Annotated in this window: 24 protein-coding genes; 9 read left to right on the top strand and 15 right to left on the bottom strand. The window is 67.7% G+C overall.

Annotation, left to right across the window (positions count from 1 at the left end):
• The first annotated feature begins 16 nt into the window (after positions 1–16).
• Positions 17–226 carry a hypothetical protein gene (locus F573_RS15200; protein WP_196799370.1) on the top strand — a complete coding sequence of 70 codons (210 nt, stop codon included), beginning with the start codon at positions 17–19 and terminating at the stop codon, positions 224–226.
• Positions 227–311: 85 nt separating this feature from the next.
• On the opposite strand, the gene F573_RS0104210 is transcribed toward F573_RS15200, so the two are convergent.
• Positions 312–1463 carry an OprO/OprP family phosphate-selective porin gene (locus F573_RS0104210; protein WP_026300794.1) on the bottom strand — a complete coding sequence of 384 codons (1152 nt, stop codon included), beginning with the start codon at positions 1461–1463 and terminating at the stop codon, positions 312–314.
• A gap of 143 nt (positions 1464–1606) precedes the next feature.
• Between F573_RS0104210 and phnE the strand changes: the two genes are divergently transcribed.
• Positions 1607–2152 (top strand): phosphonate ABC transporter, permease protein PhnE, encoded by a 546-nt coding sequence (phnE, locus tag F573_RS14185; protein ID WP_018869045.1) that lies wholly within the window; start codon positions 1607–1609, stop codon positions 2150–2152.
• A gap of 28 nt (positions 2153–2180) precedes the next feature.
• On the opposite strand, the gene F573_RS0104200 is transcribed toward phnE, so the two are convergent.
• A complete protein-coding gene (locus F573_RS0104200; protein WP_019021561.1) occupies positions 2181–3047 on the bottom strand; it encodes a dienelactone hydrolase family protein in 867 nt (288 codons plus the stop codon).
• 173 nt (positions 3048–3220) lie between these two features.
• Here F573_RS0104200 and rpmB point away from each other — a divergent pair, with 173 nt between their 5' ends.
• Both rpmB and rpmG read left to right on the top strand, forming a co-directional pair.
• On the top strand, positions 3221–3457 hold the full coding sequence (gene rpmB / locus F573_RS0104195) for a 50S ribosomal protein L28 (protein WP_024329587.1): 237 nt from the start codon (positions 3221–3223) through the stop codon (positions 3455–3457).
• Positions 3458–3469: 12 nt separating this feature from the next.
• Complete coding sequence (gene rpmG / locus F573_RS0104190; protein WP_018869042.1) at positions 3470–3643, top strand: 50S ribosomal protein L33; 174 nt, start codon at positions 3470–3472, stop codon at positions 3641–3643.
• A gap of 75 nt (positions 3644–3718) precedes the next feature.
• Here rpmG and F573_RS0104185 read toward each other — a convergent pair whose 3' ends face one another.
• Complete coding sequence (locus F573_RS0104185; protein ID WP_019021560.1) at positions 3719–3925, bottom strand: hypothetical protein; 207 nt, start codon at positions 3923–3925, stop codon at positions 3719–3721.
• A gap of 71 nt (positions 3926–3996) precedes the next feature.
• On the opposite strand from F573_RS0104185, the gene F573_RS0104180 reads away from it, so the two are divergent.
• The 3 genes from F573_RS0104180 to mutM are packed head-to-tail and all read left to right on the top strand — an operon-like array spanning position 3997 to position 6993.
• A complete protein-coding gene (locus tag F573_RS0104180; RefSeq protein WP_019021559.1) occupies positions 3997–5220 on the top strand; it encodes an EAL and HDOD domain-containing protein in 1224 nt (407 codons plus the stop codon).
• Entirely contained in the window at positions 5217–6173 is a 957-nt protein-coding gene (locus F573_RS0104175) for a hypothetical protein (RefSeq protein WP_019021558.1), read from the top strand. The genes F573_RS0104180 and F573_RS0104175 overlap by 4 nt, the downstream gene beginning before the upstream one ends.
• Complete coding sequence (gene mutM, locus F573_RS0104170; protein ID WP_019021557.1) at positions 6166–6993, top strand: bifunctional DNA-formamidopyrimidine glycosylase/DNA-(apurinic or apyrimidinic site) lyase; 828 nt, start codon at positions 6166–6168, stop codon at positions 6991–6993. The genes F573_RS0104175 and mutM overlap by 8 nt, the downstream gene beginning before the upstream one ends.
• Positions 6994–7001: 8 nt before the next feature.
• Here mutM and ggt read toward each other — a convergent pair whose 3' ends face one another.
• Genes ggt through coaD form a run of 3 tightly spaced genes read right to left on the bottom strand, consistent with a single transcriptional unit; the run spans position 7002 to position 9525 of the window.
• Positions 7002–8732 carry a gamma-glutamyltransferase gene (ggt, locus tag F573_RS0104165; RefSeq protein WP_019021556.1) on the bottom strand — a complete coding sequence of 577 codons (1731 nt, stop codon included), beginning with the start codon at positions 8730–8732 and terminating at the stop codon, positions 7002–7004.
• A gap of 15 nt (positions 8733–8747) precedes the next feature.
• Positions 8748–8999: a YfhL family 4Fe-4S dicluster ferredoxin gene (locus F573_RS0104160; protein WP_018936946.1), complete on the bottom strand. Its 252-nt coding sequence runs from the start codon at positions 8997–8999 to the stop codon at positions 8748–8750.
• Positions 9000–9036: 37 nt separating this feature from the next.
• Positions 9037–9525 (bottom strand): pantetheine-phosphate adenylyltransferase, encoded by a 489-nt coding sequence (gene coaD / locus F573_RS0104155; RefSeq protein WP_018869035.1) that lies wholly within the window; start codon positions 9523–9525, stop codon positions 9037–9039.
• Positions 9526–9673: 148 nt separating this feature from the next.
• Here coaD and F573_RS0104150 point away from each other — a divergent pair, with 148 nt between their 5' ends.
• Entirely contained in the window at positions 9674–9901 is a 228-nt protein-coding gene (locus tag F573_RS0104150; protein ID WP_018947121.1) for a hypothetical protein, read from the top strand.
• 188 nt (positions 9902–10089) lie between these two features.
• On the opposite strand, the gene F573_RS0104145 is transcribed toward F573_RS0104150, so the two are convergent.
• The 7 genes from F573_RS0104145 to F573_RS0104115 form a co-directional block, all read right to left on the bottom strand.
• Positions 10090–10839 carry a ThiF family adenylyltransferase gene (locus tag F573_RS0104145; protein WP_018869033.1) on the bottom strand — a complete coding sequence of 250 codons (750 nt, stop codon included), beginning with the start codon at positions 10837–10839 and terminating at the stop codon, positions 10090–10092.
• On the bottom strand, positions 10826–11617 hold the full coding sequence (locus F573_RS0104140; protein ID WP_019021555.1) for a TatD family hydrolase: 792 nt from the start codon (positions 11615–11617) through the stop codon (positions 10826–10828). The genes F573_RS0104145 and F573_RS0104140 overlap by 14 nt, the downstream gene beginning before the upstream one ends.
• 14 nt (positions 11618–11631) lie before the next feature.
• Positions 11632–12663 (bottom strand): NADP(H)-dependent aldo-keto reductase, encoded by a 1032-nt coding sequence (locus F573_RS0104135; RefSeq protein WP_019021554.1) that lies wholly within the window; start codon positions 12661–12663, stop codon positions 11632–11634.
• A gap of 28 nt (positions 12664–12691) precedes the next feature.
• A complete protein-coding gene (locus tag F573_RS0104130) occupies positions 12692–13828 on the bottom strand; it encodes an FIST C-terminal domain-containing protein (protein WP_019021553.1) in 1137 nt (378 codons plus the stop codon).
• The gene (locus F573_RS0104125) at positions 13825–14286 is read right to left on the bottom strand and encodes a hypothetical protein (protein ID WP_019021552.1); all 462 of its coding nucleotides are present in this window, start codon (positions 14284–14286) and stop codon (positions 13825–13827) included. The genes F573_RS0104130 and F573_RS0104125 overlap by 4 nt, the downstream gene beginning before the upstream one ends.
• A 164-nt stretch (positions 14287–14450) precedes the next feature.
• Positions 14451–15341 carry a phosphoribulokinase gene (locus F573_RS0104120; protein ID WP_019021551.1) on the bottom strand — a complete coding sequence of 297 codons (891 nt, stop codon included), beginning with the start codon at positions 15339–15341 and terminating at the stop codon, positions 14451–14453.
• A 50-nt stretch (positions 15342–15391) separates the two neighbouring features.
• Positions 15392–17251, bottom strand: a complete 1860-nt coding sequence (locus F573_RS0104115; protein WP_019021550.1) for an SLC13 family permease — start codon at positions 17249–17251, stop codon at positions 15392–15394.
• 258 nt (positions 17252–17509) lie between these two features.
• Between F573_RS0104115 and F573_RS0104110 the strand changes: the two genes are divergently transcribed.
• Positions 17510–18367 carry a universal stress protein gene (locus F573_RS0104110; RefSeq protein WP_019021549.1) on the top strand — a complete coding sequence of 286 codons (858 nt, stop codon included), beginning with the start codon at positions 17510–17512 and terminating at the stop codon, positions 18365–18367.
• Between the two features lie 9 nt (positions 18368–18376).
• Here the strand turns inward: F573_RS0104110 and trmB are convergent, their stop codons facing one another.
• A complete protein-coding gene (gene trmB, locus F573_RS0104105; RefSeq protein WP_019021548.1) occupies positions 18377–19138 on the bottom strand; it encodes a tRNA (guanosine(46)-N7)-methyltransferase TrmB in 762 nt (253 codons plus the stop codon).
• On the bottom strand, positions 19135–19947 hold the full coding sequence (locus tag F573_RS0104100; RefSeq protein ID WP_019021547.1) for a thiazole synthase: 813 nt from the start codon (positions 19945–19947) through the stop codon (positions 19135–19137). Before F573_RS0104100 ends, trmB begins: the two co-directional genes overlap by 4 nt.
• Between the last annotated feature and the right edge of the window lie 37 nt (positions 19948–19984).

Genomic DNA, 19984 nt, shown 5'->3' with positions numbered 1-19984 from the left:
CCGTTCTTGAACGTCCGTGTTACCGAGTCGTCATCGCCCGGCAACACATGCGTCATTTCCGTTCTCCAGGGAAACACTGATCAATGTACACGCTCAGACCATCAATGCCGACGATCATCGGCTGGAGGCCAGCCGCGGCGAATGGCTGAAGGTCGCTGACGAAGCGCTGCTGCTGGCCCAGCCTCAGGCGCTCACCCTGGCCAGCGGCGACGGGGCTGCGCCCTGAGTGGCTCACCGTTCTGGCGCGCACAAAAAAGGCCACCGGACGGGATGTCCGGTGGCCGAAGGTCCCCGAAGACGTTACGAGGGGATCAGAAGCTGTACTGCATGCGGGCGAGGAAGATGTCCGGACTGTCGTCGCGGAAGGCGCCTTCCGAAAGGGCGTCCACGGCATCGCTGTCATCCACATCCACCATCACGTAGTTCGCCATGAAGCGCAGATTGGGATTGACGTAATAGTTCACCCCCAGAGTGAAATTCTTCTGCTCCCCTCCCAGGATCCCGGAATCTCCCAGATCCACCGAGCTGTAACGCGCGGCGATCTCCCACGCACCGGACGAGCGCTCGGGCTCGACGGTGCGGAAACCGGTCGGACGATAGCCACGCGTCTCGCCGGTCAGGACCCAGCCGGCCTGGACATGCCAGCCATCAAAGCTGACGTCCGAACCGGAGTCACGATCCACCTCGGCCCGCATGTATTCCGCGCTGGCGTGGAACGGTCCGGTGAGAAAACCGAGCTCCAGGCCCGCCTTGGTGGTGGAGCGGGCATCGATGCTGCCCGTATCGATCAGGCGATTCCCCTCGGTCGGGCGAGATTCCGGACGATCACGAAAGCGCACGCTGCCCTCGCGCGCATTGCTGGCAATGCGTTCGTGGGACAGGGAACCACCAAGGTGGACGACCTGATCGCCGCGAACCGGATTGAAAGTCACGCGGCCGGCGGCGCCCAGCGGTGCGTCGCCATCCGGATCCCCTTCGATGGAGTGCGAGTACCCCATCACGGAATAGTGATAGTTATCACCGGACTGATCGAATCCGACACCGATGCGACGGGAATCGGTGAAAACCTGAGATGAAGCCCGCTCGATGAAAGTCATGCGATTGGAACTGGTCAGTGTTTCCATGCCCTGCGGCACCTTGAACTGACCCATCTGGAGTGTACCGGCATCCGTGTCATACGAGATCTTGAGATCGTTGTAACTGATGCTGCCACCGGCGAAATCAAACTCGATCTGATAGCCCCAGCGGCCACCCAGATCACCACTGCCACCAAGACGCGCACGCCGCACCAGGAACCCGTCCTGAAAGGCTTCCTCTCCGAGGTTGTCAGTGTTGTGCATAGCAGCGTCCAGATGCAGACGACCGCGTGGATCGAACGTCAGATCAGCCGAGGCCGGGGCGCTAACTGCAACCCCCAGGCCGAGGATGAATGCGGTATTTACGGTGTACTTAATGCCTTTCACGTTCTGTCCCTCCCGTCATTGAAATTGGCAGGAACAGAAGCTACCGGGGCCGAATGGCAGCCCCGTTACGTCCGGAAGACGCTCCGTTTACATGACACGCAGAGCGCGAGAACGGTCATGCCGACGTCATCACGGCGCCAGGCGTGACGGTCGGTGTCATCCTGAGCGTGCCGATGGCCCTGCTGTGTGCCTCGAACACCGCCCCGAACCGTCTGGTTCGGACCCTCAGCCGGACCATCGTGGCCACCATGCGCACCATCCCGGAACTGGTCTGGGCGCTGATCTTCGTCGTCGCGGTCGGGCTCGGCCCGCTGGCCGGGATCCTGGCCATCATCATGGACACCATCGGCTTTTGCGCGCGCTTCTTCTCCGAGCGCGTGGAGGAGGTCTCGAAGGGGCCGTCCGAGGCGCTGACCTCCACCGGCGGGGGCCGGCTCTCGGTGATCTTCGGCGCCATCCTCCCCGAGTCGATGGCCTCGATGACCGCGACCAGTCTGTACGGCGTGGAAAAGGCGATCCGCTCGGCCGTGGTGCTGGGTCTGGTCGGCGCCGGCGGGATCGGGGTGGAGCTTTCCACCGCGATGCGCATGTTCCAGTTCGACCAGGCACTGACCATCATCCTGGTGATCCTGGTCGTTGTTATCGGTTTCGAGCAGATCTCCTCGGCCATCCGCCGCCGCGTAATCTGACCACCGGAACACGCCCTTTATGTGTACCTCAGTCGCGCAGGTGCTCGTTGACGAAGCGGGTCACGCGGACCATGGCATCGCGCGCGGCCAGGTCATCGGCAAAGGTGCGGTTGTCGCCGTTGCGGAAGTCGAAGCCACGACCCACGCCCGGGTATTCGATCCACGTGACGTCGCCACCACGATCCTCGAGCCCGTCGGCGGCCATCTTTGCGGTCCGGTGGCGCTGGTACTGCTCCTCGTCCCCGATCAGGATCATCACCGGGATCTCCAGCTGATTGAATTCGCTGGCATAGCGATACACCTGGTGGGGTTCGCCCAGGTTGGGGTCCTGCACATGCGGGTAATAGCCCGCCCAGCAGGCCACGTCATCCACCTGGCGTTCATGGGTCACCGCGACCTTGAGGGTCTTGTACCCGCCCCGGGTGATCGACACCAGGCAGGCGCGGTCGCCGAGGATGTCTTCCCGCGCGAGCAGCTCGTCCAGACCGCGGTCCAGATCCCCTTCCAGTTCGTAGTCGTGGTCCAGCGGGTGGGTCTCGATGAAACGACCGGTATAGAGGTCCGGCGCCAGCACCACGAATCCGCGCGCGGCCAGGCGTTTCACGTGCAGCTCGGCCAGATGGTCCAGCCCGCGCCGCCCGTGCGACCACAGGATGGCCGGATAGTCCTCGCCGTCGGCCGGGCGCGCGACCATCGCCGGAACGATCACGCCGTCACGCTCGTATTCCAGGCGTTCAACCTCGACCTCGTGGTTCTCGATGTCGGGATTCAGCTGGCCTTCCTGCCACCAGCCATCGTCCCACCACCACTGGCCGTCGCCGGTCTGCGCCTCGTTGGCTGCCAGCGGCCCTGCCATCATGCCGGCCAGAAACGCGCCCGCGATACCCCGTACCATTGCTCCCTTCATGCTCTTCCCCCGCTGGTTGCAGCTCATGGTTCACTTCGCATCGAAAGATAGACGCAACGGACCGCCTTCGCCGTCCATGACGCCCGACCCTTGCGCGCGGCCCCGGTATCCGCTAGTATCCGCGATCTTTCGTCCCGACCCGAACATCTGGAGTAGCCCCGATGTCCCGAGTATGTCAGGTGACGGGCAAGCGCCCGGCTACCGGTAACAATGTCTCGCATTCCCAGCGGAAGACGCGGCGTCGCTTCCTGCCGAACCTGCACACCCATCGTTTCTGGGTGGAAAGCGAAAAGCGGTTCGTGAAGCTGCGCCTGAGCAGCAAGGGCATGCGCATCATCGACAAGCGCGGCATCGAGGCAGTCCTGGCCGACTGCCGGGCCCGCGGCGAAAAGGTCTAAGGAGGCAGCACGATGGCAGCCAAGAATCAGGGGCGCGAAAAGATCCGGCTGGTCTCCAGCGCCGGCACGGGTCACTTCTACACCACGTCCAAGAACAAGCGGAACATGCCCGAAAAGATGGAGATCAAGAAGTTCGATCCCGTCATCCGCCAGCACGTGATGTACAAGGAAGCCAAGATCAAGTAAGCGCGGCCCGTCGGGCGCATGAAAGAGCCCGGCCATGCCGGGCTTTTTTGTGGCCGGACTTCGAGCGGGGCGGGGTCAGCTGTCGCCGCCCTGCGCCTCCACCACGTCCTCGGCCCAGCGGGTCATCAGCCTGCCCCAGCGATGGGCCGTGGCCGGATCCAGCTCGATCTTGGTGTAACGTTCACCATCGCGGATAATGACCCGCAGCAGGGGCATCCCGGAGTCGTGCAGGATCTGGCGCAGCTCCACGATCTCCCCGAACGGCGCGTTGATGGAATCCATGTCGCGTTTCCTCTTGTTGCGGCCCGTGTCCCGCAGGAAGGACCGATCCACATCGTTTGCAGACAATAAGCATGCAGCCAATTTTTGTCGGACGGCAACCCATTTTCGATGGCGAGGAACGCACCATCGGGTTCGAACTGTTGTTCCGGGCCGGGGCCAATGCCAGCGAGGCCAACGTGGTGGACGGCGATCTCGCGACCTCCGACCTGCTGCACAGCGCCTTCATCGACATCGGCATGGAGAACCTCGTCGGGGAACACCTCGCGTTCGTGAACCTGCCGCGCGGCTTCCTCGAGCACGAGGTCCTGCAAAGCCTGCCGCCCGAACAGGTGGTGCTCGAGATCCTCGAGGACATCGTGGTGGACGACGAGGTCATCACCGCCGTGCGCCGGCTGAAGGAGCACGGCTTCCGCATCGCTCTCGACGATTATCAGTTCCGCGAGCAGGACTCGCCCCTGATCGAGCTGGCGGACATCGTGAAACTGGACCTGCTGGCGTTCGATGGTGACAGCCTGCGCGCCGAGATCGAGCGCCTGCGACCCTTCAACGTGGAGCTGCTGGCGGAAAAGGTCGAGGACGCCGCTACCTACGCGACCTGCCGCGAGCTGGGCTTCCTGTACTACCAGGGCTTTTTCCTGTCCTACCCCAACGTGGTGGAAGGCCAGCGCCTGGAGCAGCTGGAAGTCGGCCTGCTGCACCTGATCGAGAAACTGCAGGACCCGGAGATGTCGGCCGAGCAGCTGGCCGCACAGATCAATGCCCACCCCGATCTGGCCATCCATGTGCTGCGCCAGGCCAACAGCCCGTTGCTGCGGCACCGCCGCCCGATCGAGACCCTGCGCGAGGCGATTGTGCTGCTGGGGACCGACCGCGTGCGCTCGCTGGCGATGGTTGCCGCCCTGCGCACCAGCACCCCGCAGCGCCAGGGCCTGGAACAGGTGATGATCCGGGCACGCATGGCCGCGCTGCTCGCCGCGCCTTCGGGCGTGCCGAACGAGTCCGAGCGCTACTTCACCCTCGGCCTGCTGTCGGGGCTGGACCGCGTGCTGGGCATTCCTCTGCACCGGGTACTGGGCGAGCTCAACCTGAGCCCGGCAATGGAGGATGCCCTGCTGGAGCACAGCGGGGAGCTGGGCGCCGTACCCCGGATCATCGAGACCTTCGAGGACCCGGATCGCCGGTTCCCGTTCGAGGTTTCGCCGGTGTCACCCCAGGTCGCCGGGCGACTGTACATGGAAGCGGTACGCTGGACGGAGAGCATGCTGGTGGAGATGCAGGGAGCGAGCAGCGCATGACCATTGATCTGGACACACGCCTGACGCCCGCGGATACCGCATCCGCGGAGCCCGCGGGCCTGAGCCTGCGGCCCGCGAACGATCCGGGTATCCGCTGCGCGGGAGCGAACGGCACGACCCTGGCGATCGATCCGGGGCTGGCCTCGCTGGACCCCGACCCGCCGGAGGAACGCTGGTTCGCCGGGCCGGCGAGCAGCGCCCCGTCCGGAGAAGGGGGCCTCTATCGGATGGTCTGCGGCGACGTCCTGTTCCTTGCGCGGGAAGGCCCCGACGACGACCTGCGCGAACGCACCCGGGACGTATACCGGGACCTGGTCGCGGCCTGCCGCGAGGCAGGTTATCCGTACCTGCTGCGCATGTGGAACTTCTTCGGCCGCATCCACGAGCCGGAGCAGGGGCTGGAACGCTATCAGGCCTTCTGCACCGGGCGCGCCGAGGCCCTGGAGGCCCTGGAAATCCCGCTGGGCGGCATGCCCGCCGCCACCGCGATCGGATCCGACCACGCCGGCCTGTTCGTGCACGCCATCGCCGCGCGCGAACCCGGAACTCCGGTGGAGAACCCGCGCCAGGTCAGCGCGTACCACTACCCCGAACGCTACAGCCCCAAAAGCCCCAGCTTCGCCCGCGCCACCCGCATCGAGACGCCGCGCGGCCCGATGCTGCTGATCTCCGGCACCGCCAGCATCACCGGGCACGAGAGCCGGCATCCGGGTGATATCGCCGCGCAGACCCGCGAGACCCTGGCCAACCTGGACACCCTGCATGCCGAGGGCGGCACCGATCTGCCCGGACTGCGCTGGCTGCGGGTCTACCTGCGCCACCCGGAGCATCGCGACACCGTGGAGGCGATCCTGGGCGAGCACTACGGTGAACGGACCCCGCCGGTGCAATGGGTACGCGGCGATGTCTGCCGCCAGGAGCTGCTGATCGAGATCGAGGGCGTGCATGCCTGAGCTGCCGGAGGTGGAGACCACCCGGCGCGGCCTCGAACCCCTGCTTCGCGAACGGCGGATCCTGCACCTCGAGGTGCGTGACGCGCGGCTGCGCTGGCCGGTCCCGGCGGATCTCCCGGCACGGATCGCCGGCGCCACCGTGCGCAGCCTGCGGCGGCGGGCGAAGTACCTGCTGCTGGATACCGATGCTACCGGGCTGCTGCTGCATCTGGGGATGTCGGGCAGCCTGCGCCACTGCGCCCCGGATACGCCGCTGCGGCGCCACGACCACCTGCACCTGATGCTCGACAGCGGCAGCGAGATCCGCCTGCACGATCCGCGACGCTTCGGCTGCTGCCTGCCACTGGATCCCGCGCCGGACGGCGGTCCCGCCAGCCATCCGCTGCTGGAGGGCCTGGGGCCGGAACCGCTGGACGCGGACATGGACGGCGACTACCTGTTCCGGCGCAGTCGCGGCCGGCGCGGGCCGGTCAAGGCCTTCCTGATGGATCAGGCCACGGTGGTCGGCGTTGGCAACATCTACGCCACCGAGGCACTGTTCCTCGCGGGCATCCGTCCGGGGCGCGCGGCGGGCCGCGTGACCCGCGCCGAATACCGCCGTCTGGCCGGCCACGTGAAGGCCGTGCTGGCCGCCGCCATCGAACGCGGCGGCACGACCCTGCGCGATTTCCTGCGCGAGGACGGCAGCCATGGCTACTTCCGTCAGGAACTGCAGGTCTACGGGCGCGCCGGGGAGCCCTGCCGGGTGTGTGGCACGCCGATCCGCACCCGCAGCGTGGGTCAGCGGGCCAGCGCCTACTGCCCGAGCTGCCAGCGCTGACCCGGGGCTCAGCGTTCGAAGACGCGCGCCTCGCCCTCGCCGCGCGGATCCGAGGCCGCCTCCAGCCGTCCGGCCTCGCGCTCCCACAGCACCGCCTGCATGTCGCCGAACGGGCGCACCTGCGGGGTCAGACGATGGCCACGCTGCACCAGCTTGCCGCGCAGCTCGGTGTCGAAGGCCCCGGTCTCGAATTCGACCCGGTCGGGCAGGTACTGGTGGTGCCAGCGCGGGGCCTCCACCACCTCGTCGATCGACTGACCGTCGACCACACCGAGGATGCCGTGCAGCACCATGGTGATGATGCGGCTGCCCCCGGGCGTGCCAAGGATGGCCACGCGATCGCCGGTGTCCACGAAGGTGGGGCTCATGGACGACAGCGGCCGCCGCTGCGGGGCGATGGCATTGGCCTCGAAGCCGATCAGGCCGTAGGCGTTGGGCTCGCCCGGTTTGGCGGAGAAGTCGTCCATCTCGTTGTTCAGCAGGACACCGGTGCCCGGGACCACGTAGCCGGAGCCGAACGGGTAGTTCAGCGTCAGGGTCGCGGCCACGCGGTTGCCGTCGGCGTCCATCACCGAGAAATGCGTGGTCTGCGGGCTCTCCGCCGCGCCATCGATCCCCGGACGATTCCCTGGCTCCACCACCGGCGGCCGGCCGTCGCTGGGGGTCGCCTGGTCGGGGTGGATGCCGGCGCGCAGGCCGGCCGCGTAATCGCGTGACAGCAGCCGCTGCAGCGGCATGTCGACATGATCGGGGTCGCCCAGGTACTCGGCGCGATCACGGTAGGCCCGGCGCATCGCCTCCAGGATCAGATGAATGCGGGCGTCCTCCTCCATCGCGTCCAGATCGTGGAAGGACAGGATGTTGAGGATCTGGCCGATGGCCACGCCCCCGGAAGACGGCGGCGCGGCGGTCACGATCTCGGCGCCGTTCCACTCCAGGCGCACCGGATCGCGCTCCACCACCTCGTAACCCGCGAGGTCCTCGGTGCTCCAGATCCCTCCGGCCTCGCGCACGCCCTCCACCAGGGTCTGCGCCAGCTCGCCGGTGTAGAAGCCGTCGCGCCCCTCGGCGGCGAGGCGCCGCAGGGTATCGGCCAGATCCGGCTGCACCAGCTCCGTGCCGGCCTCCGGCGGCCCGCCGTCGCGCAGGAAGATCCCTGCGGCATCGGCGCCGTCGCGCAGCGCCTGATGCCGGAACTCGGCCATCTGCTGATAACGCGGCCCGACGGTCACGCCTTCGTCCGCCAGGCGAATCGCCGGGGCCAGGCTGCGTTCCAGCGACAGCGCACCGTACTCCGTCGCCAGATGATCCATGCCCGCCGGCATCCCCGGGATACCCGCGGCCAGCACCCCGTCCAGCGACAGCCCGTCGACAACCTCGCCGTCCTCGTCCAGGTACATGTCGCGATCGGCCGCGGCGGGCGCGGTCTCGCGCGCATCGAGCATCAGCGTGCGGTCGCTGTCCGCCTCGTGCAGCAGAAAGAAGCCCCCGCCGCCCAGCCCGGAGCCATAGGGCTCCGCGACACCCAGCGCCGCGGTGATCGCCACCGCCGCATCGAACGCATTGCCGCCGCCGGCGAGGATCGCCTCGCCGGCCGCGGTGGCCTCGGGATGGGCGGTGGCGACGGCATGTTCGCCGGGCGTATCGGCAGACGTGTCGGCGGGCCCGGCAACAACCGGGGAGGCCAGCGGGGCCGCAAGCAGCCCGAACAGCGTGACGGTCAGGAGGTGGCACCGCATGACAGGCCGCCCCGGCTATTTCGCCGCCATCAGGGCTTCGTATTTCGCCATCAGCTGCTCGCGGGTCTCCTTGTGGTCCGGATCCAGGGGGATGCAGTCCACCGGGCAGACCTGCTGGCACTGCGGCTCGTCGTAGTGCCCCACGCACTCGGTGCACAGGTTGGGATCGATCTCGTAGATCTCGTCGCCCGGGTAGATGGCCTCGTTCGGGCACTCGGGTTCGCAGACGTCACAATTGATGCATTCGTCGGTGATCATCAGGGCCATGGCTTTTCCTCCTCGGGCCAGGAACGGGTGCGAGCGGTCAGTCGGCCACCCCGGGATCCCGGGCCAGCATGCGCGCCACCCCGGGGCTCACGAATTTTGAGACATCGCCGCCCAGGCGCGCGATTTCCCGTACCAGACTGGACGAGACAAAGCTGTATTCCTCGGCGGGTGTCAGGAACAGGGTTTCGACCTCGGGCGCGAGCTGACGGTTCATGGCCGCCAGCTGGAATTCGTGCTCGAAGTCGGAAACCGCACGCAGGCCGCGCAGGATCACCGTGGCCTGCTGTTCGCGCACGAAATGGGCCAGCAGGGAGTCGAACCCGATCACCTCCACCCGCGGAACGTCCTTCAGCGCCTCGCGGGTCTGTTCCACGCGGGTCTCCAGCGGGAACGCCGGGCTCTTGCCGGGGTTCGCGGCCACCGCCACCACCACCCGGTCGAACAGGCAGGCGCCGCGACGCACGATGTCGGTGTGCCCGTGAGTAACGGGATCGAAGGTCCCGGGATAGATGGCGGTAATCGGCATGCGGCTCGCAGACAGTACGGTTCGGGGGCGCCATTACACCGCAACCCGCCGCCGGAGGGAAACTCGCGGGTCGCCGGCAGGCCGACAGGCGCGCCTCTAGCCGCTACACTGCGGCGCACACACACGCCGGGCCCACCGGGAGACACGCATGACCGACGACTACCGCCCGCCGCTGGCCGACTACTGGGACGAACTGGAATCCCGTTACGGCGGCGGCTTCAACTTCCAGCAGATCAGCCGCGAGGAACTGGATCAGCTGATCGGGCACCTGCGCCAGGCCGTGAACCAGGACCCGCAGGTGACCGAGGTGGAAAAACAGAACCTCGCCCTGGTGCTCAAGCACGCCGAGGAAAGCCGCAAGCGGCGCAAGGGCTGAGTACCCCGGGGCCCTGCCGGTTCGCGTGCGAGCACGCTCCCACAGATGGATTGATGGGGCGACGGGGCGATGCAACCGGAAAGGTGGGAGCCTGCTTGCAGGCGAACCAGGCGTGCGAGCGCGCTCCCGCAGACGGGGCGATGCAACCAGATAATGTAGGAGCCTGCTTGCAGGCGAAAGAGCCAGCCTCAGCGGTCGATCAGACTGCGGATCACCTCGCCGGCGGCGGTCAGGCCGAACAGCGCCGGCAGATAGGAGATGGTGCCGTTGACCGAGCGCGGCCGCCCGCCCAGCGGCCCGTCCACCGGCCGGTGCTCGGTGCCCTTGCTCGGGTTCTCGATGGAGAACACCACCGGATAGTCCAGGCGCGCATCCAGCCGCCGCAGGCGCTTGCGCATCTGCCGCGCCAGCGGGCATACCCGGGTGCCGTCCAGCGGCCCCACGCGCACCGCGCGCGGGTCGATGCGGCCGCCGGCCCCCATGGCCGAGATGACCCGCACCCCGCGAGCCTGCGCGCCGGCCACCAGGGCGGCCTTGCAGGCGATGGAATCGATTGCGTCCAGCACGTAATCGGCATCCTCCGGGATCAGCTCCGCGACCGTGTCCGGGTTGAGGAACTCGCGCCGGACGGTCACCGCGATCGCCGGATCGATGTCGCGGATGCGTTCGGCCATCACGTCGGTCTTGGGATGCTGCACCGTGGAGCGCAGGGCCACCAGCTGGCGATTGAGATTGGACGGCGCGACCACATCGTGGTCGACCAGGGTCATGCGGCCGACCCCGGCACGGGCGACGGCCTCCGCGGCATAGCTGCCAACCCCGCCCAGCCCGGCAATGAAGACATGCCGGTCGCGCAGGCCGGCAGTGACATCCGCCCCCAGCAGGAGATCGGTGCGTTCGGTATAGGCGTCGTGTGGCAGTTCGTCAGTGCCGCTCATTGGTCCGGACCGTATCCAGCCGGAAGACCCGGCGTGCATTCCGGGTTGTGAGTATAGCGGTACTGACGGGGTCCGTGTTGCGCAAACGCGCCACGGCCGCGTTGACCCCGGCGATCATCGCCGGTTCGTTGCGCTCGCCGCGATGCCCGGCCAGCGGCTGGTCCGGCGCGTCGGTCTCCAGCACCAGGGCCTCCTCCGGCAGGTCGCGCACGATCCGCTGCAGGCGCCGCGCACGATCGAAGGTCACCGGCCCGCCGAACCCCAGCACGCAGCCCAGATCCACCGCCTGTCGCGCCTGCTGTTCGCTGCCGGAGAAGCTGTGCAGGATGGCGGTCACGCCCGGGTGCTGGCGCAGCCCCTTGAGGATCGCATCCACCGCGCGCCGGCAGTGCAGGATCACCGGCAGGTCGTGGTTATGCGCGATCGCCAGCTGCGCGATGTAGAACCGCCACTGGGTATCGAAGTCGAGCCCCGCCACGAAGCCGTCGAGCCCGGTCTCGCCCACCGCCACCGCCTGCGGATCGGCATCCAGGGCGGCGTCCAGGGCGTCCAGATCCGCGTCGGCGTGCTGTTCAATAAACACCGGATGCAGGCCGCGGGCCACGTACAGCCCCGGCTCGCGCCGGGCCAGGGCATCCATGTCCGCCCAGCGCTCGCGGGTCACGCCGGGCAGGACCATCTGCGTGACCCCGGCCGCGCGGGCACGATCCAGCACCGCCGGGCGGTCCGGATCGAACGGATCCAGATCGAGGTGGACGTGGGTATCGAACAGCTCCACGTCGCCGCCCCCGGCTACGGACTGGGATAGGTGTAACGGGCGTGGATGTCCTCGATGGCCTGCAGGATCTCGTCCGACAGCGCCACGTTCACCGAGTCGATGTTCTCGCGCAGCTGTTCCATCGTGGTCGCCCCGATCAGGTTGCTGGTCACGAACGGCTGGCGGTTGACGAAGGCCAGCGCCAGCTGCGTCGGCGTCAGCCCGTGGTCCTCGGCCAGCCGCGCGTATTCCTCGGTGGCCGCCAGCGCCTGCGGATTGCTGTAGCGCTGGAAGCGCTCGTACAGCGTGAGGCGCGCCCCCTCGGGCTTGCGTCCGTCGCGATACTTGCCGGAGAGCATGCCGAAGGCCAGCGGCGAATAGGCCAGCAGACCGGCATCCTCGCGGATGGCCATCTCGGCGAGACCGGCCTCGAAGCTGCGGTTCAGCAGGCTGTAGGGGTTCTGGATGGAGACGATGCGCTCGGCCAGCCCGCGCTCGTGCTGGCGCAGCCATTCCATGAAGCCCCAGGGCGTCTCGTTGGAGATGCCGATGTAGCGCACGCGCCCGCTGGCGACTATGTCCTTCAGCGCGGCGGCGGTCTCCTCGATCGGCGTGGCCCGGTCATCCGGATCGTGGACGTAACCCAGCTTGCCGAAGAAGTTGGTCGAGCGCGCCGGCCAGTGCACCTGATAGAGGTCGATGCAGTCGGTCTGCAGGCGTTCCAGGCTGGCATCGACGGCCTGTTCGACGTGCTCGCGGGTCAGCTGCGTGCCGCCGCGCAGATAGTCCATGCCCGGCCCGGCGACCTTGGAGGCCAGCACCACGCGGTCGCGGCAGCCGCGCGAGCGCAGCCAGTTGCCGATGTAGCGCTCGGTCAGCCCCTGGGTCTCGGCCCGCGGCGGCACCGGGTACATCTCCGCGGCATCGATCAGGTTGATGCCGCGCTCCAGCGCATAGTCCAGCTGCTCGAAGGCCTCGTCCTCGGTGTTCTGTTCGCCCCAGGTCATGGTGCCCAGGCCGATCAGGCTCACGTCGATGCCGGTGCGTCCCAGCTTGCGATACTCCATGCCTCTCCCCTGCCCCGGCGGGGCGTTGTCAGGTGAACAGCGTCAGCACGCCGGTGTAGGCGTACAGGCGATTGGAAAAGATCTCGCCGTTGGCGAAGAAGCCGACCAGCGGCACGTCCCCCAGGGCCCGCTGCACGGTGCCCAGCTCCACGTCCGCGTGCACGAACTGATGCCGTCCGCGCCCCAGACAGGACACGTAGATCGCCCCGCGGATCCCTTCCGGGCACTGCTCACGGATCTGCTGCAGCATGCGCTCCAGGTCCTCGTGCGCCGACTGGCCGTCGCGGCGCACGAACAGCACCCGTGACCCCTGCTCCAGGGTCTCGCCCACGGCCAGTAGCTCCTGGTCCATATCGACGCCGGTGATATTGCGCACGCGATAGTCCCCGGTATCCGATGCGGGGATGGGGAACCCGATCTGGATGTACCCCAGGGCCCGCTTCAGATCGCGCGAAAGCACGTCGCCGATGATCCGCCGGAACGCCGGCAGTGCCGGTTCGCCATTAAGACGGACGATGATGTTGCGCCAGGTCTCGGTCAGTTCGTGCTGCCCGGGCAGCGGCGTGCAGCCCTGGGTGTGGCGGGCCACCAGCGGCACGTCGTCGCGCAGCACGAGGCCGGTGATGCCCGAGCTCATCACGCCATCGGCGATCTGGACCGCGTCGTCCGCGCCGGAGTTGATCCCGCCGGTCGCGAACCATGCGGTCTCTTCGCCGATACGGGTCAGGATCCCCTCGACGTCTTCCAGGCGCGGATCGGCGTTGAGAATCAGTCGCGCCGGCGTGGCCGGATCGACAAAGCCCTCAAGGGCCCGGGTCAGTTCATCGAAGGAGCGCACCGGATGCCGGATCAGGCGCACGGAGTCCGCCGGCAACTCCCCGACCATCAGGGTGACGGCGGGATCGTCGTAATACTCGTGCTCGCGGCCCATGACCGCGATCCCCATGCCGCCGACGAAGTGATCGATGGGGGCCTTCTTGCGCAGCTCGCGCAGCAGCAGCCGGGCGTTGCGGGCGATGTCATCGGAGACGTAGATGAAGCCCACGCGCACGCGGCCGTCCGGGGCCGGCGACAGCTCGCCAAGCTGACCGGCGAGTTCGGCGGCCAGTGTCCGGGGCTCGTCGCCTGTGGCACTGGCACAGAGGAAAGGTTCGGTCGCGCTCATAGTCCGAGATGCTCCAGCATGCTGAGGGCCTCGTTGTCCTCGACCGGAATACCGACCTCCGCCCGCATGTGTTCGTTCCCGACAAACTCCAGACGGGCGTGATGCCGCGTGTCCAGCTCTTCCTGGAACCAGGCGATCTCCGAGGGGTGCACCACGTGCTCGCCGCGCACCAGATGCCGCGCCAGCACCGCGTCCTCGCGGATGTCGAGGAACAGCGGCTGCGGCAGCTCCAGCGGCAGAACATGGGTTTGCACCAGCCATTCCACCGGGGTCGCGCCCCGACCGGCCGGCAGACGACGGCTGTCGATGCGGAAATGTCCGCCTCCTCCGGGCTGCTTGAGCAGCTCCTCCAGCCAGTCGCCGGAAAATCCCCGGTGCACGATCAGCGAGCGCCCGGTGTAGCGGGCGCGGAAACGCTCCATCTGGCGCGCCGGACGCGGGCCGAACAATCCGAACACGGCAACTCCGTAATCTCGGGAACAGGCAGGCAATCCTATCCGAAAGCGGCGGCGCGTTGAAAAAGAGCGCCCCGGCGCCGTGCGATCCGCAGCAACAAAAAGGGCCGCGACCCGAAGGTCGCGGCCCCTGCAACGGGCCCGCAGCCCGCGCCATGCACTCGCGATCAGCCGCGACGCGCCAGCATGTCGTGGATGATCGGGGCAAGGATGACTTCCATGGCCAGAGCCATCTTGCCGCCGGGCACCACGATGGTGTTGCGCCGGGACATGAACGAGTCCGGGATCATGTTCAGCAGGTAGGGGAAGTCCACGCCGAACTTCTTGGGATCGCTGAAGCGGATCACCACCATGCTCTCGTCCGGGGTGGGGATGTCGCGGGCGATGAACGGGTTGGAGGTGTCCACCGTCGGCACGCGCTGGAAGTTGATGTCGGTACGCGAGAACTGCGGGGTAATGTAGTTCACGTAATCCGGCATGCGCCGCAGGATCGTGTCCACGGTCGCCTCGGCAGAGTAACCGCGCTCGAGGTTGTCGCGGAAGATCTTCTGGATCCACTCGAGGTTCACGATCGGCACCACGCCGATACCCAGATCGACATGCTGCGAGGCATCGATGTTGCCGTCCGCCACCAGCCCGTGCAGGCCTTCGTAGAACATCAGGTCGGAACCCGGCTCGATCTCTTCCCACGGGGTGAACTCGCCCGGACCGAGGCTGGTGCCGAGACGCTGGTTGTGTTGCTCGGCTTCCTCGTCGGAATGCAGGTAGTAGCGCTTCTCGCCCTGGCCGGTCTCGCCGTAGGTCTTGAACAGATCCTCGATGCGGTCGAACAGGTTGGCCTCGGGGCCGAAGTGGGAGAAATGCGGGTTCCCCTCGTCGGCCGCCTTCTGCATGGCTTCCTTCATCGCCTTGCGGTCATAGCGATGGAAGCTGTCGCCCTCGATCACCACGGGGTTGATCTGCTCACGGCGGAAGATCGACTCGAACGAGCGCTTCACGGTGGAGGTGCCGGCACCCGAAGAACCGGTGACGGCGATCACGGGATGTTTCTGGGACATGAGAGTCTCTCCTTACGCAATCAAGCGTTACAAACGTCAGCAAATCGGGGTCAGAAGACCAGATTGATCATGAACATGGCCACCACGCCGAACAGGATCGTCATGATGCTGCCGGCCTTCATGTAGTCCTTCACCCGGTAGCCGCCGGGGCCCATGATCAGGGCGTTCACCTGGTGGGTCGGGATCAGGAACGAGTTGGAGGTGGCGATGGCCACGGTGATGGCGAACACGCGCGGGTCGGCGTCCATGCCCGCGGCCTGGGCCGCGGTCGCAAAACTGATGGCCAGAGGCACCAGCAACACGGTCGCGCCCACGTTGGACATGACCAGGGTAAAGAACGTGGCCAGCGCGAAGATCGTGGCCTGCAGCACCCAGGGTGGCACGGTGCCCAGCATCTCCAGCGTGTTCTGCGCGATCCAGGCCGCGGTGCCGGTATTCTCCACCGCCATGCCCAGAGGGATCAGCGAGGCCAGCAGGAACACGGTCTTCCAGCTGATGGAATTGTAGGCGTCGTCCAGGCTCAGCACGCCGGTCAGGATCATGCCCATGGCCCCGGTCAGCAACGCGATCGACAGCTGCAGGTCGGTGAACAGGATCAGCGACACTGCCACCGCGAGGAAGCCCAGCGCGTGCGGGACCTTGCTCGGGCGCAGCTCCTCGCGCGGGTAGTCCGAGGTGATCACGACGAAGTCGCGGTCCTTCTCCAGACGCGCCAGCGAGGTCCAGGTGGTGTGCACCACCAGGATGTCACCCGGCTCCAGCGGGATGTCACGCAGGCCCTCGCGGTAAACCTCGCCGCCGCGCTGCATGCGCATCACCGACAGCCCGTAGGTCTGACGCATGGCGACCTCGGTCACCGTCTTGCCGGCCAGGTTGGACCCCGGCGAGATCGCGACCTCGGCGATCCCGGACTGGGAAGAGTCCAGGGCGCTGGCGAACACGTCCAGGTCGCTGGACGGCGGGTGCTTCAGGTGCCGGCTCAGCTCCTCCATGCGCCGCGGGCTGGCCAGCACCGCCAGGCGCGAATTGGGCTGGATCTCGTAGCCGGTCCAGGGGGCCATGCGCAGCTCGTCGCGCGCATGCGAGCCGACGATCGCCACGCCGGTCTCGCGTTCGACATCGGCGACCGTCCGGCCCACCAGCGGATCGCTCTCGGCGATGCGCACTTCGTGGATCCCGTAGGACAGGCCGTAGACCCGCTGGAAATAGTCCCGTGTGCCTTCGGTCGCGACCGGCTGCGCGCCCACCGACGGCAGGACGTAGCGCCCCAGCAGCACGAAATAGACGATCACCGTGGCCAGCAGCGCCAGGCCGATGGGCGTGACATCGAACAGCTCGAAACGCTCCATGTCATCCGGCAGCAGATCGTTCAGCAGGATCAACGGGCTGGAACCGACCAGGGTGATGGTTCCACCCACGATCGCGGCGAAGCCCATTGGCATCAGCAGGCGCGACAGCGGGATACCCAGACGGCTGGAGATGCGGCTCATCACCGGCATGAACAGCGCCGCCGCACCAATGTTCTGCATGAAACTGGAGATGACGCCGACCGTGCCCGACACCGTGGGGATGATGCGTTTCTCCCCGGTGCCACCCACGCGCATGATGAAACTGGCGACCTTGTGCATCACGCCGGTCTTGTCGAGCCCGGCGCCGATGATCATCACCGCGATGATCGAGATCACCGCATTGGAGGCAAACCCGCTGAACAGCTCGTCCTGCGCCACCAGCTCGCCGAGCTCGGGCAGCAGCGGCACCACGCCGAACACCAGCGGGATCAGCCCGATCAGGACCATCACCAGGATCGCGGCCAGATCGACCCGCACGATCTCGGAGACGAACAGGAAGATGGTGAAGGCGAGCAGGCCCAGCACCACGATCATTTCGGTGGTCAGCGTCAGATTTTCCATGAACCGCCAGTCCTGAAGGAGCGAGGCCGGCGGACCAGTCCGCCGGCACAGGAAGCACGGGCGCGTCGTCCGGTCACGACACCGCGCGGAGCACCGGGCCACGCAGGCCGGGCGGAGCTCCGCAGACAACACCCATTGAGAGCGCGCGATTATTCCATCCCGGCGGGCCGGACGCAAAAACGGGCCCGTGCCGAAGGCGTGCGCAGGCCGTGTCCCCTCCGGTATGCTGGGGAAATCGATCGAGAAGGAGAAACCGCCATGGCCGAAGCGTCGTCCACCGGCAACCAGCCCCAGTTTCGCACCATCGTCGTCGCCACCGACGGCTCGGAATACAGCACCGCCGCCGAGAACGTGGCCCTGGAGCTTGCCGGCCGCTGCGGGGCGCGGTTGCGGATCGCGCGCATCATCCCGACCGACACCCAGCACGACGCCCTCTCGCCGCGGCGCAGCCACGACGCCAGCGTCGCGGCCCAGAGTGATCTGGACGCGCTGGAAAAACGCGCCCGCGAGGCGGGGCTGGAAGTCTCCGCCATCCTGCGTCACGGGGTCGACCGGCATCAGGAGATCGTCAGCGTGGCGGAAGAGCACGAAGCCGACCTGATCGTGATCGGCCGGCGCACCCGCGGCGAGATGGCCCGCCTGATGGTGGGCGACGCCACCGCCAAGGTGATCGGACTCGCGCCGTGCAACGTGATGGTCGTCCCGCGCGACACCGAAGCCCCGCGCCAGGGCCTGCTGGTAGGGACCGACGGTTCCGACCTGGGCGACAAGGCCGCGCGTGCGGCCGTGGAGCTCGCGCAGCACTGCAGCCTGCCGCTGACCGTGGCCTCGGTCGCCGTGCCCGGACAGAGCGAGGCCCGGCGCCAGGAGGGCGTGGACGCGATCCAGCGGCTGCAGGGCGAGGCCCGCGAAGCGGGCGTGGAAACCGATGCGCTGTTCGAGGAAGGCCGCCCGGAGGTCACCCTGATCGAGATCGCGGAGCGCCAGCATCGCGACCTGATCGTGCTGGGCAGCCACGGCCGCACCGGGCTCAAGCGGCTGCTGATGGGCTCGGTCTCCGAACGCGTCGTCGGTCAGGCGCGCTGCCCGGTCCTGGTGGTCAAGAAGAAGGGCTGAGCCGCGGCTTCACTCCGCCGGGGCGGGGGCCTCGGTGCGCCGGTAGACCAGATCCGCCACCGCATGCCCGCGCTGCAGCCCGCGGCGCTCGAATTTGGTCTCGGGGCGCCAGGCCGGGCGTTCCGGGCGCGGCACCGGGCCGTCCGGCGCGAACCACTCGGTCGCCCCGGCCATCACCTCCTGCATGTGTTCGGCGTAGTCCGCCCAGTCGGTGGCCAGATGCAGCCAGCCGCCCGGCCGGATCCAGCCCGCCAGCGCGCGCACGAACCCGGGCTGGATCAGGCGGCGCTTGTGATGGCGCTTCTTGTGCCAGGGGTCGGGGAAATACACCTGCACGGTGTCCAGACTGGCTGGCGCGAAATGCGCCTCCAGCAGCTCCACCGCGTCGCGGTCGGAGACCCGCAGGTTGGTCAGCCCCCGACGCTCGATTTCGGCCAGCAGGTGCCCCACTCCGGGGCGATGCACCTCGGTGCCGATGAAGTCGCGCTCCGGCGCCGCCGCGGCCTGTTCGGCCAGGCTGTCGCCGTCGCCGAAACCGATTTCCAGGGTCACCGGCGCCTCGCGGCCGAAGACCGCCGCCAGATCCAGCACCCCGGCGTCGGGCGCCGGATCCAGGCCGAAGCGCGGCCAGAGCTCATCCAGCGCGCGCTGCTGGCCGGTGGTCAGACGCCCCTCGCGGCGCACGAACGAGCGAACCCGGCGATGGTGCGCCGGGCGCCCCCCGTCCCCGTCAGCGGGCCGGTTGTCGTGCGATTCGTGCGGGACCGTCATGAGCCGGCGAAGAACAGCCCGGTCTCGGGCGAGGAGGCCGAGGCATAGCGCCGTGCCGGCATGCGTCCGGCGCGCCAGGCCTCGCGGCCCGCCACGATCGCGTGACGCATCGCCCGGGCCATGCGCACCGGATCGTCGGCTGCGGCGATGGCGGTGTTCATCAGCACGCCGTCGCAGCCCAGCTCCATCGCGATGGCCGCATCCGACGCGGTGCCCACCCCGGCATCCACCAGCACCGGCACCGACGCGTTCTCCACGATCTCGCGGATGTTATAGCGGTTCTGGATCCCCAGACCCGAGCCGATGGGCGCGGCCAGCGGCATGATCGCCCGGCAACCGATGTCCTCCAGACGCTTCGCCAGCAGCGGATCGTCGGTGGTGTACACCATCACCTCGAAGCCGTCGTTCACCAGGATCTCGGCGGCCTTCACCGTCTCGAACACGTCCGGGTACAGGGTCTTCTCGTCGCCCAGCACCTCCAGCTTGACCAGGTTGTGCCCGTCGAGCAGCTCGCGCGCCAGCCGGCAGGTACGCACCGCGTCCTCGGCGGAATAGCAGCCGGCGGTGTTCGGCAGCAGGGTGTAGCGATCCGGCGGGACCACGTCCAGCAGGTTCGGCTCGTCGGGATTCTGGCCGATGTTGGTGCGGCGAATGGCCACGGTCACGATCTCGGCACCGCTGGCCTCGATCGCCTCGCGAGTCTGCTCCAGATCGCGGTACTTGCCCGTACCCACCAGCAGGCGGGACTCGAAACGGCGCTCGCCGACGTGAAACGGATCGTCGGCGGATCCGGCGGCCATCTGGCTCATGCATGCTCCTCGGTTAACGGTTGCGGGTGCGGATGCG

Origin of the sequence: Thioalkalivibrio sp. ALE23, assembly GCF_000378545.1 — a bacterium.
Taxonomy (GTDB): domain Bacteria; phylum Pseudomonadota; class Gammaproteobacteria; order Ectothiorhodospirales; family Ectothiorhodospiraceae; genus Thioalkalivibrio.
The sequence above is the reverse complement of the archived record's forward strand: the minus strand, read 5'-3'. Positions and strand labels throughout refer to the sequence as shown.

What these genes read in the sequence shown, in the direction of transcription:
- F573_RS0104115 (WP_019021550.1), bottom strand. Translation starts at nt 17,251, where the DNA reads ATGGAAAATCTGACGCTGACCACCGAAATGATCGTGGTGCTGGGCCTG.
- mutM (WP_019021557.1), top strand. Translation starts at nt 6,166, where the DNA reads ATGCCTGAGCTGCCGGAGGTGGAGACCACCCGGCGCGGCCTCGAACCC.
- F573_RS0104185 (WP_019021560.1), bottom strand. Translation starts at nt 3,925, where the DNA reads ATGGATTCCATCAACGCGCCGTTCGGGGAGATCGTGGAGCTGCGCCAG.
- coaD (WP_018869035.1), bottom strand. Translation starts at nt 9,525, where the DNA reads ATGCCGATTACCGCCATCTATCCCGGGACCTTCGATCCCGTTACTCAC.
- F573_RS0104120 (WP_019021551.1), bottom strand. Translation starts at nt 15,341, where the DNA reads ATGTCCCAGAAACATCCCGTGATCGCCGTCACCGGTTCTTCGGGTGCC.
- F573_RS0104175 (WP_019021558.1), top strand. Translation starts at nt 5,217, where the DNA reads ATGACCATTGATCTGGACACACGCCTGACGCCCGCGGATACCGCATCC.
- rpmB (WP_024329587.1), top strand. Translation starts at nt 3,221, where the DNA reads ATGTCCCGAGTATGTCAGGTGACGGGCAAGCGCCCGGCTACCGGTAAC.
- ggt (WP_019021556.1), bottom strand. Translation starts at nt 8,732, where the DNA reads ATGCGGTGCCACCTCCTGACCGTCACGCTGTTCGGGCTGCTTGCGGCC.
- F573_RS0104100 (WP_019021547.1), bottom strand. Translation starts at nt 19,947, where the DNA reads ATGAGCCAGATGGCCGCCGGATCCGCCGACGATCCGTTTCACGTCGGC.
- F573_RS0104110 (WP_019021549.1), top strand. Translation starts at nt 17,510, where the DNA reads ATGGCCGAAGCGTCGTCCACCGGCAACCAGCCCCAGTTTCGCACCATC.
- F573_RS0104135 (WP_019021554.1), bottom strand. Translation starts at nt 12,663, where the DNA reads ATGGAGTATCGCAAGCTGGGACGCACCGGCATCGACGTGAGCCTGATC.
- F573_RS0104200 (WP_019021561.1), bottom strand. Translation starts at nt 3,047, where the DNA reads ATGGTACGGGGTATCGCGGGCGCGTTTCTGGCCGGCATGATGGCAGGG.
- F573_RS0104180 (WP_019021559.1), top strand. Translation starts at nt 3,997, where the DNA reads ATGCAGCCAATTTTTGTCGGACGGCAACCCATTTTCGATGGCGAGGAA.
- F573_RS0104130 (WP_019021553.1), bottom strand. Translation starts at nt 13,828, where the DNA reads ATGAGCGCGACCGAACCTTTCCTCTGTGCCAGTGCCACAGGCGACGAG.
- F573_RS0104150 (WP_018947121.1), top strand. Translation starts at nt 9,674, where the DNA reads ATGACCGACGACTACCGCCCGCCGCTGGCCGACTACTGGGACGAACTG.
- F573_RS0104160 (WP_018936946.1), bottom strand. Translation starts at nt 8,999, where the DNA reads ATGGCCCTGATGATCACCGACGAATGCATCAATTGTGACGTCTGCGAA.
- rpmG (WP_018869042.1), top strand. Translation starts at nt 3,470, where the DNA reads ATGGCAGCCAAGAATCAGGGGCGCGAAAAGATCCGGCTGGTCTCCAGC.
- F573_RS0104145 (WP_018869033.1), bottom strand. Translation starts at nt 10,839, where the DNA reads ATGAGCGGCACTGACGAACTGCCACACGACGCCTATACCGAACGCACC.
- trmB (WP_019021548.1), bottom strand. Translation starts at nt 19,138, where the DNA reads ATGACGGTCCCGCACGAATCGCACGACAACCGGCCCGCTGACGGGGAC.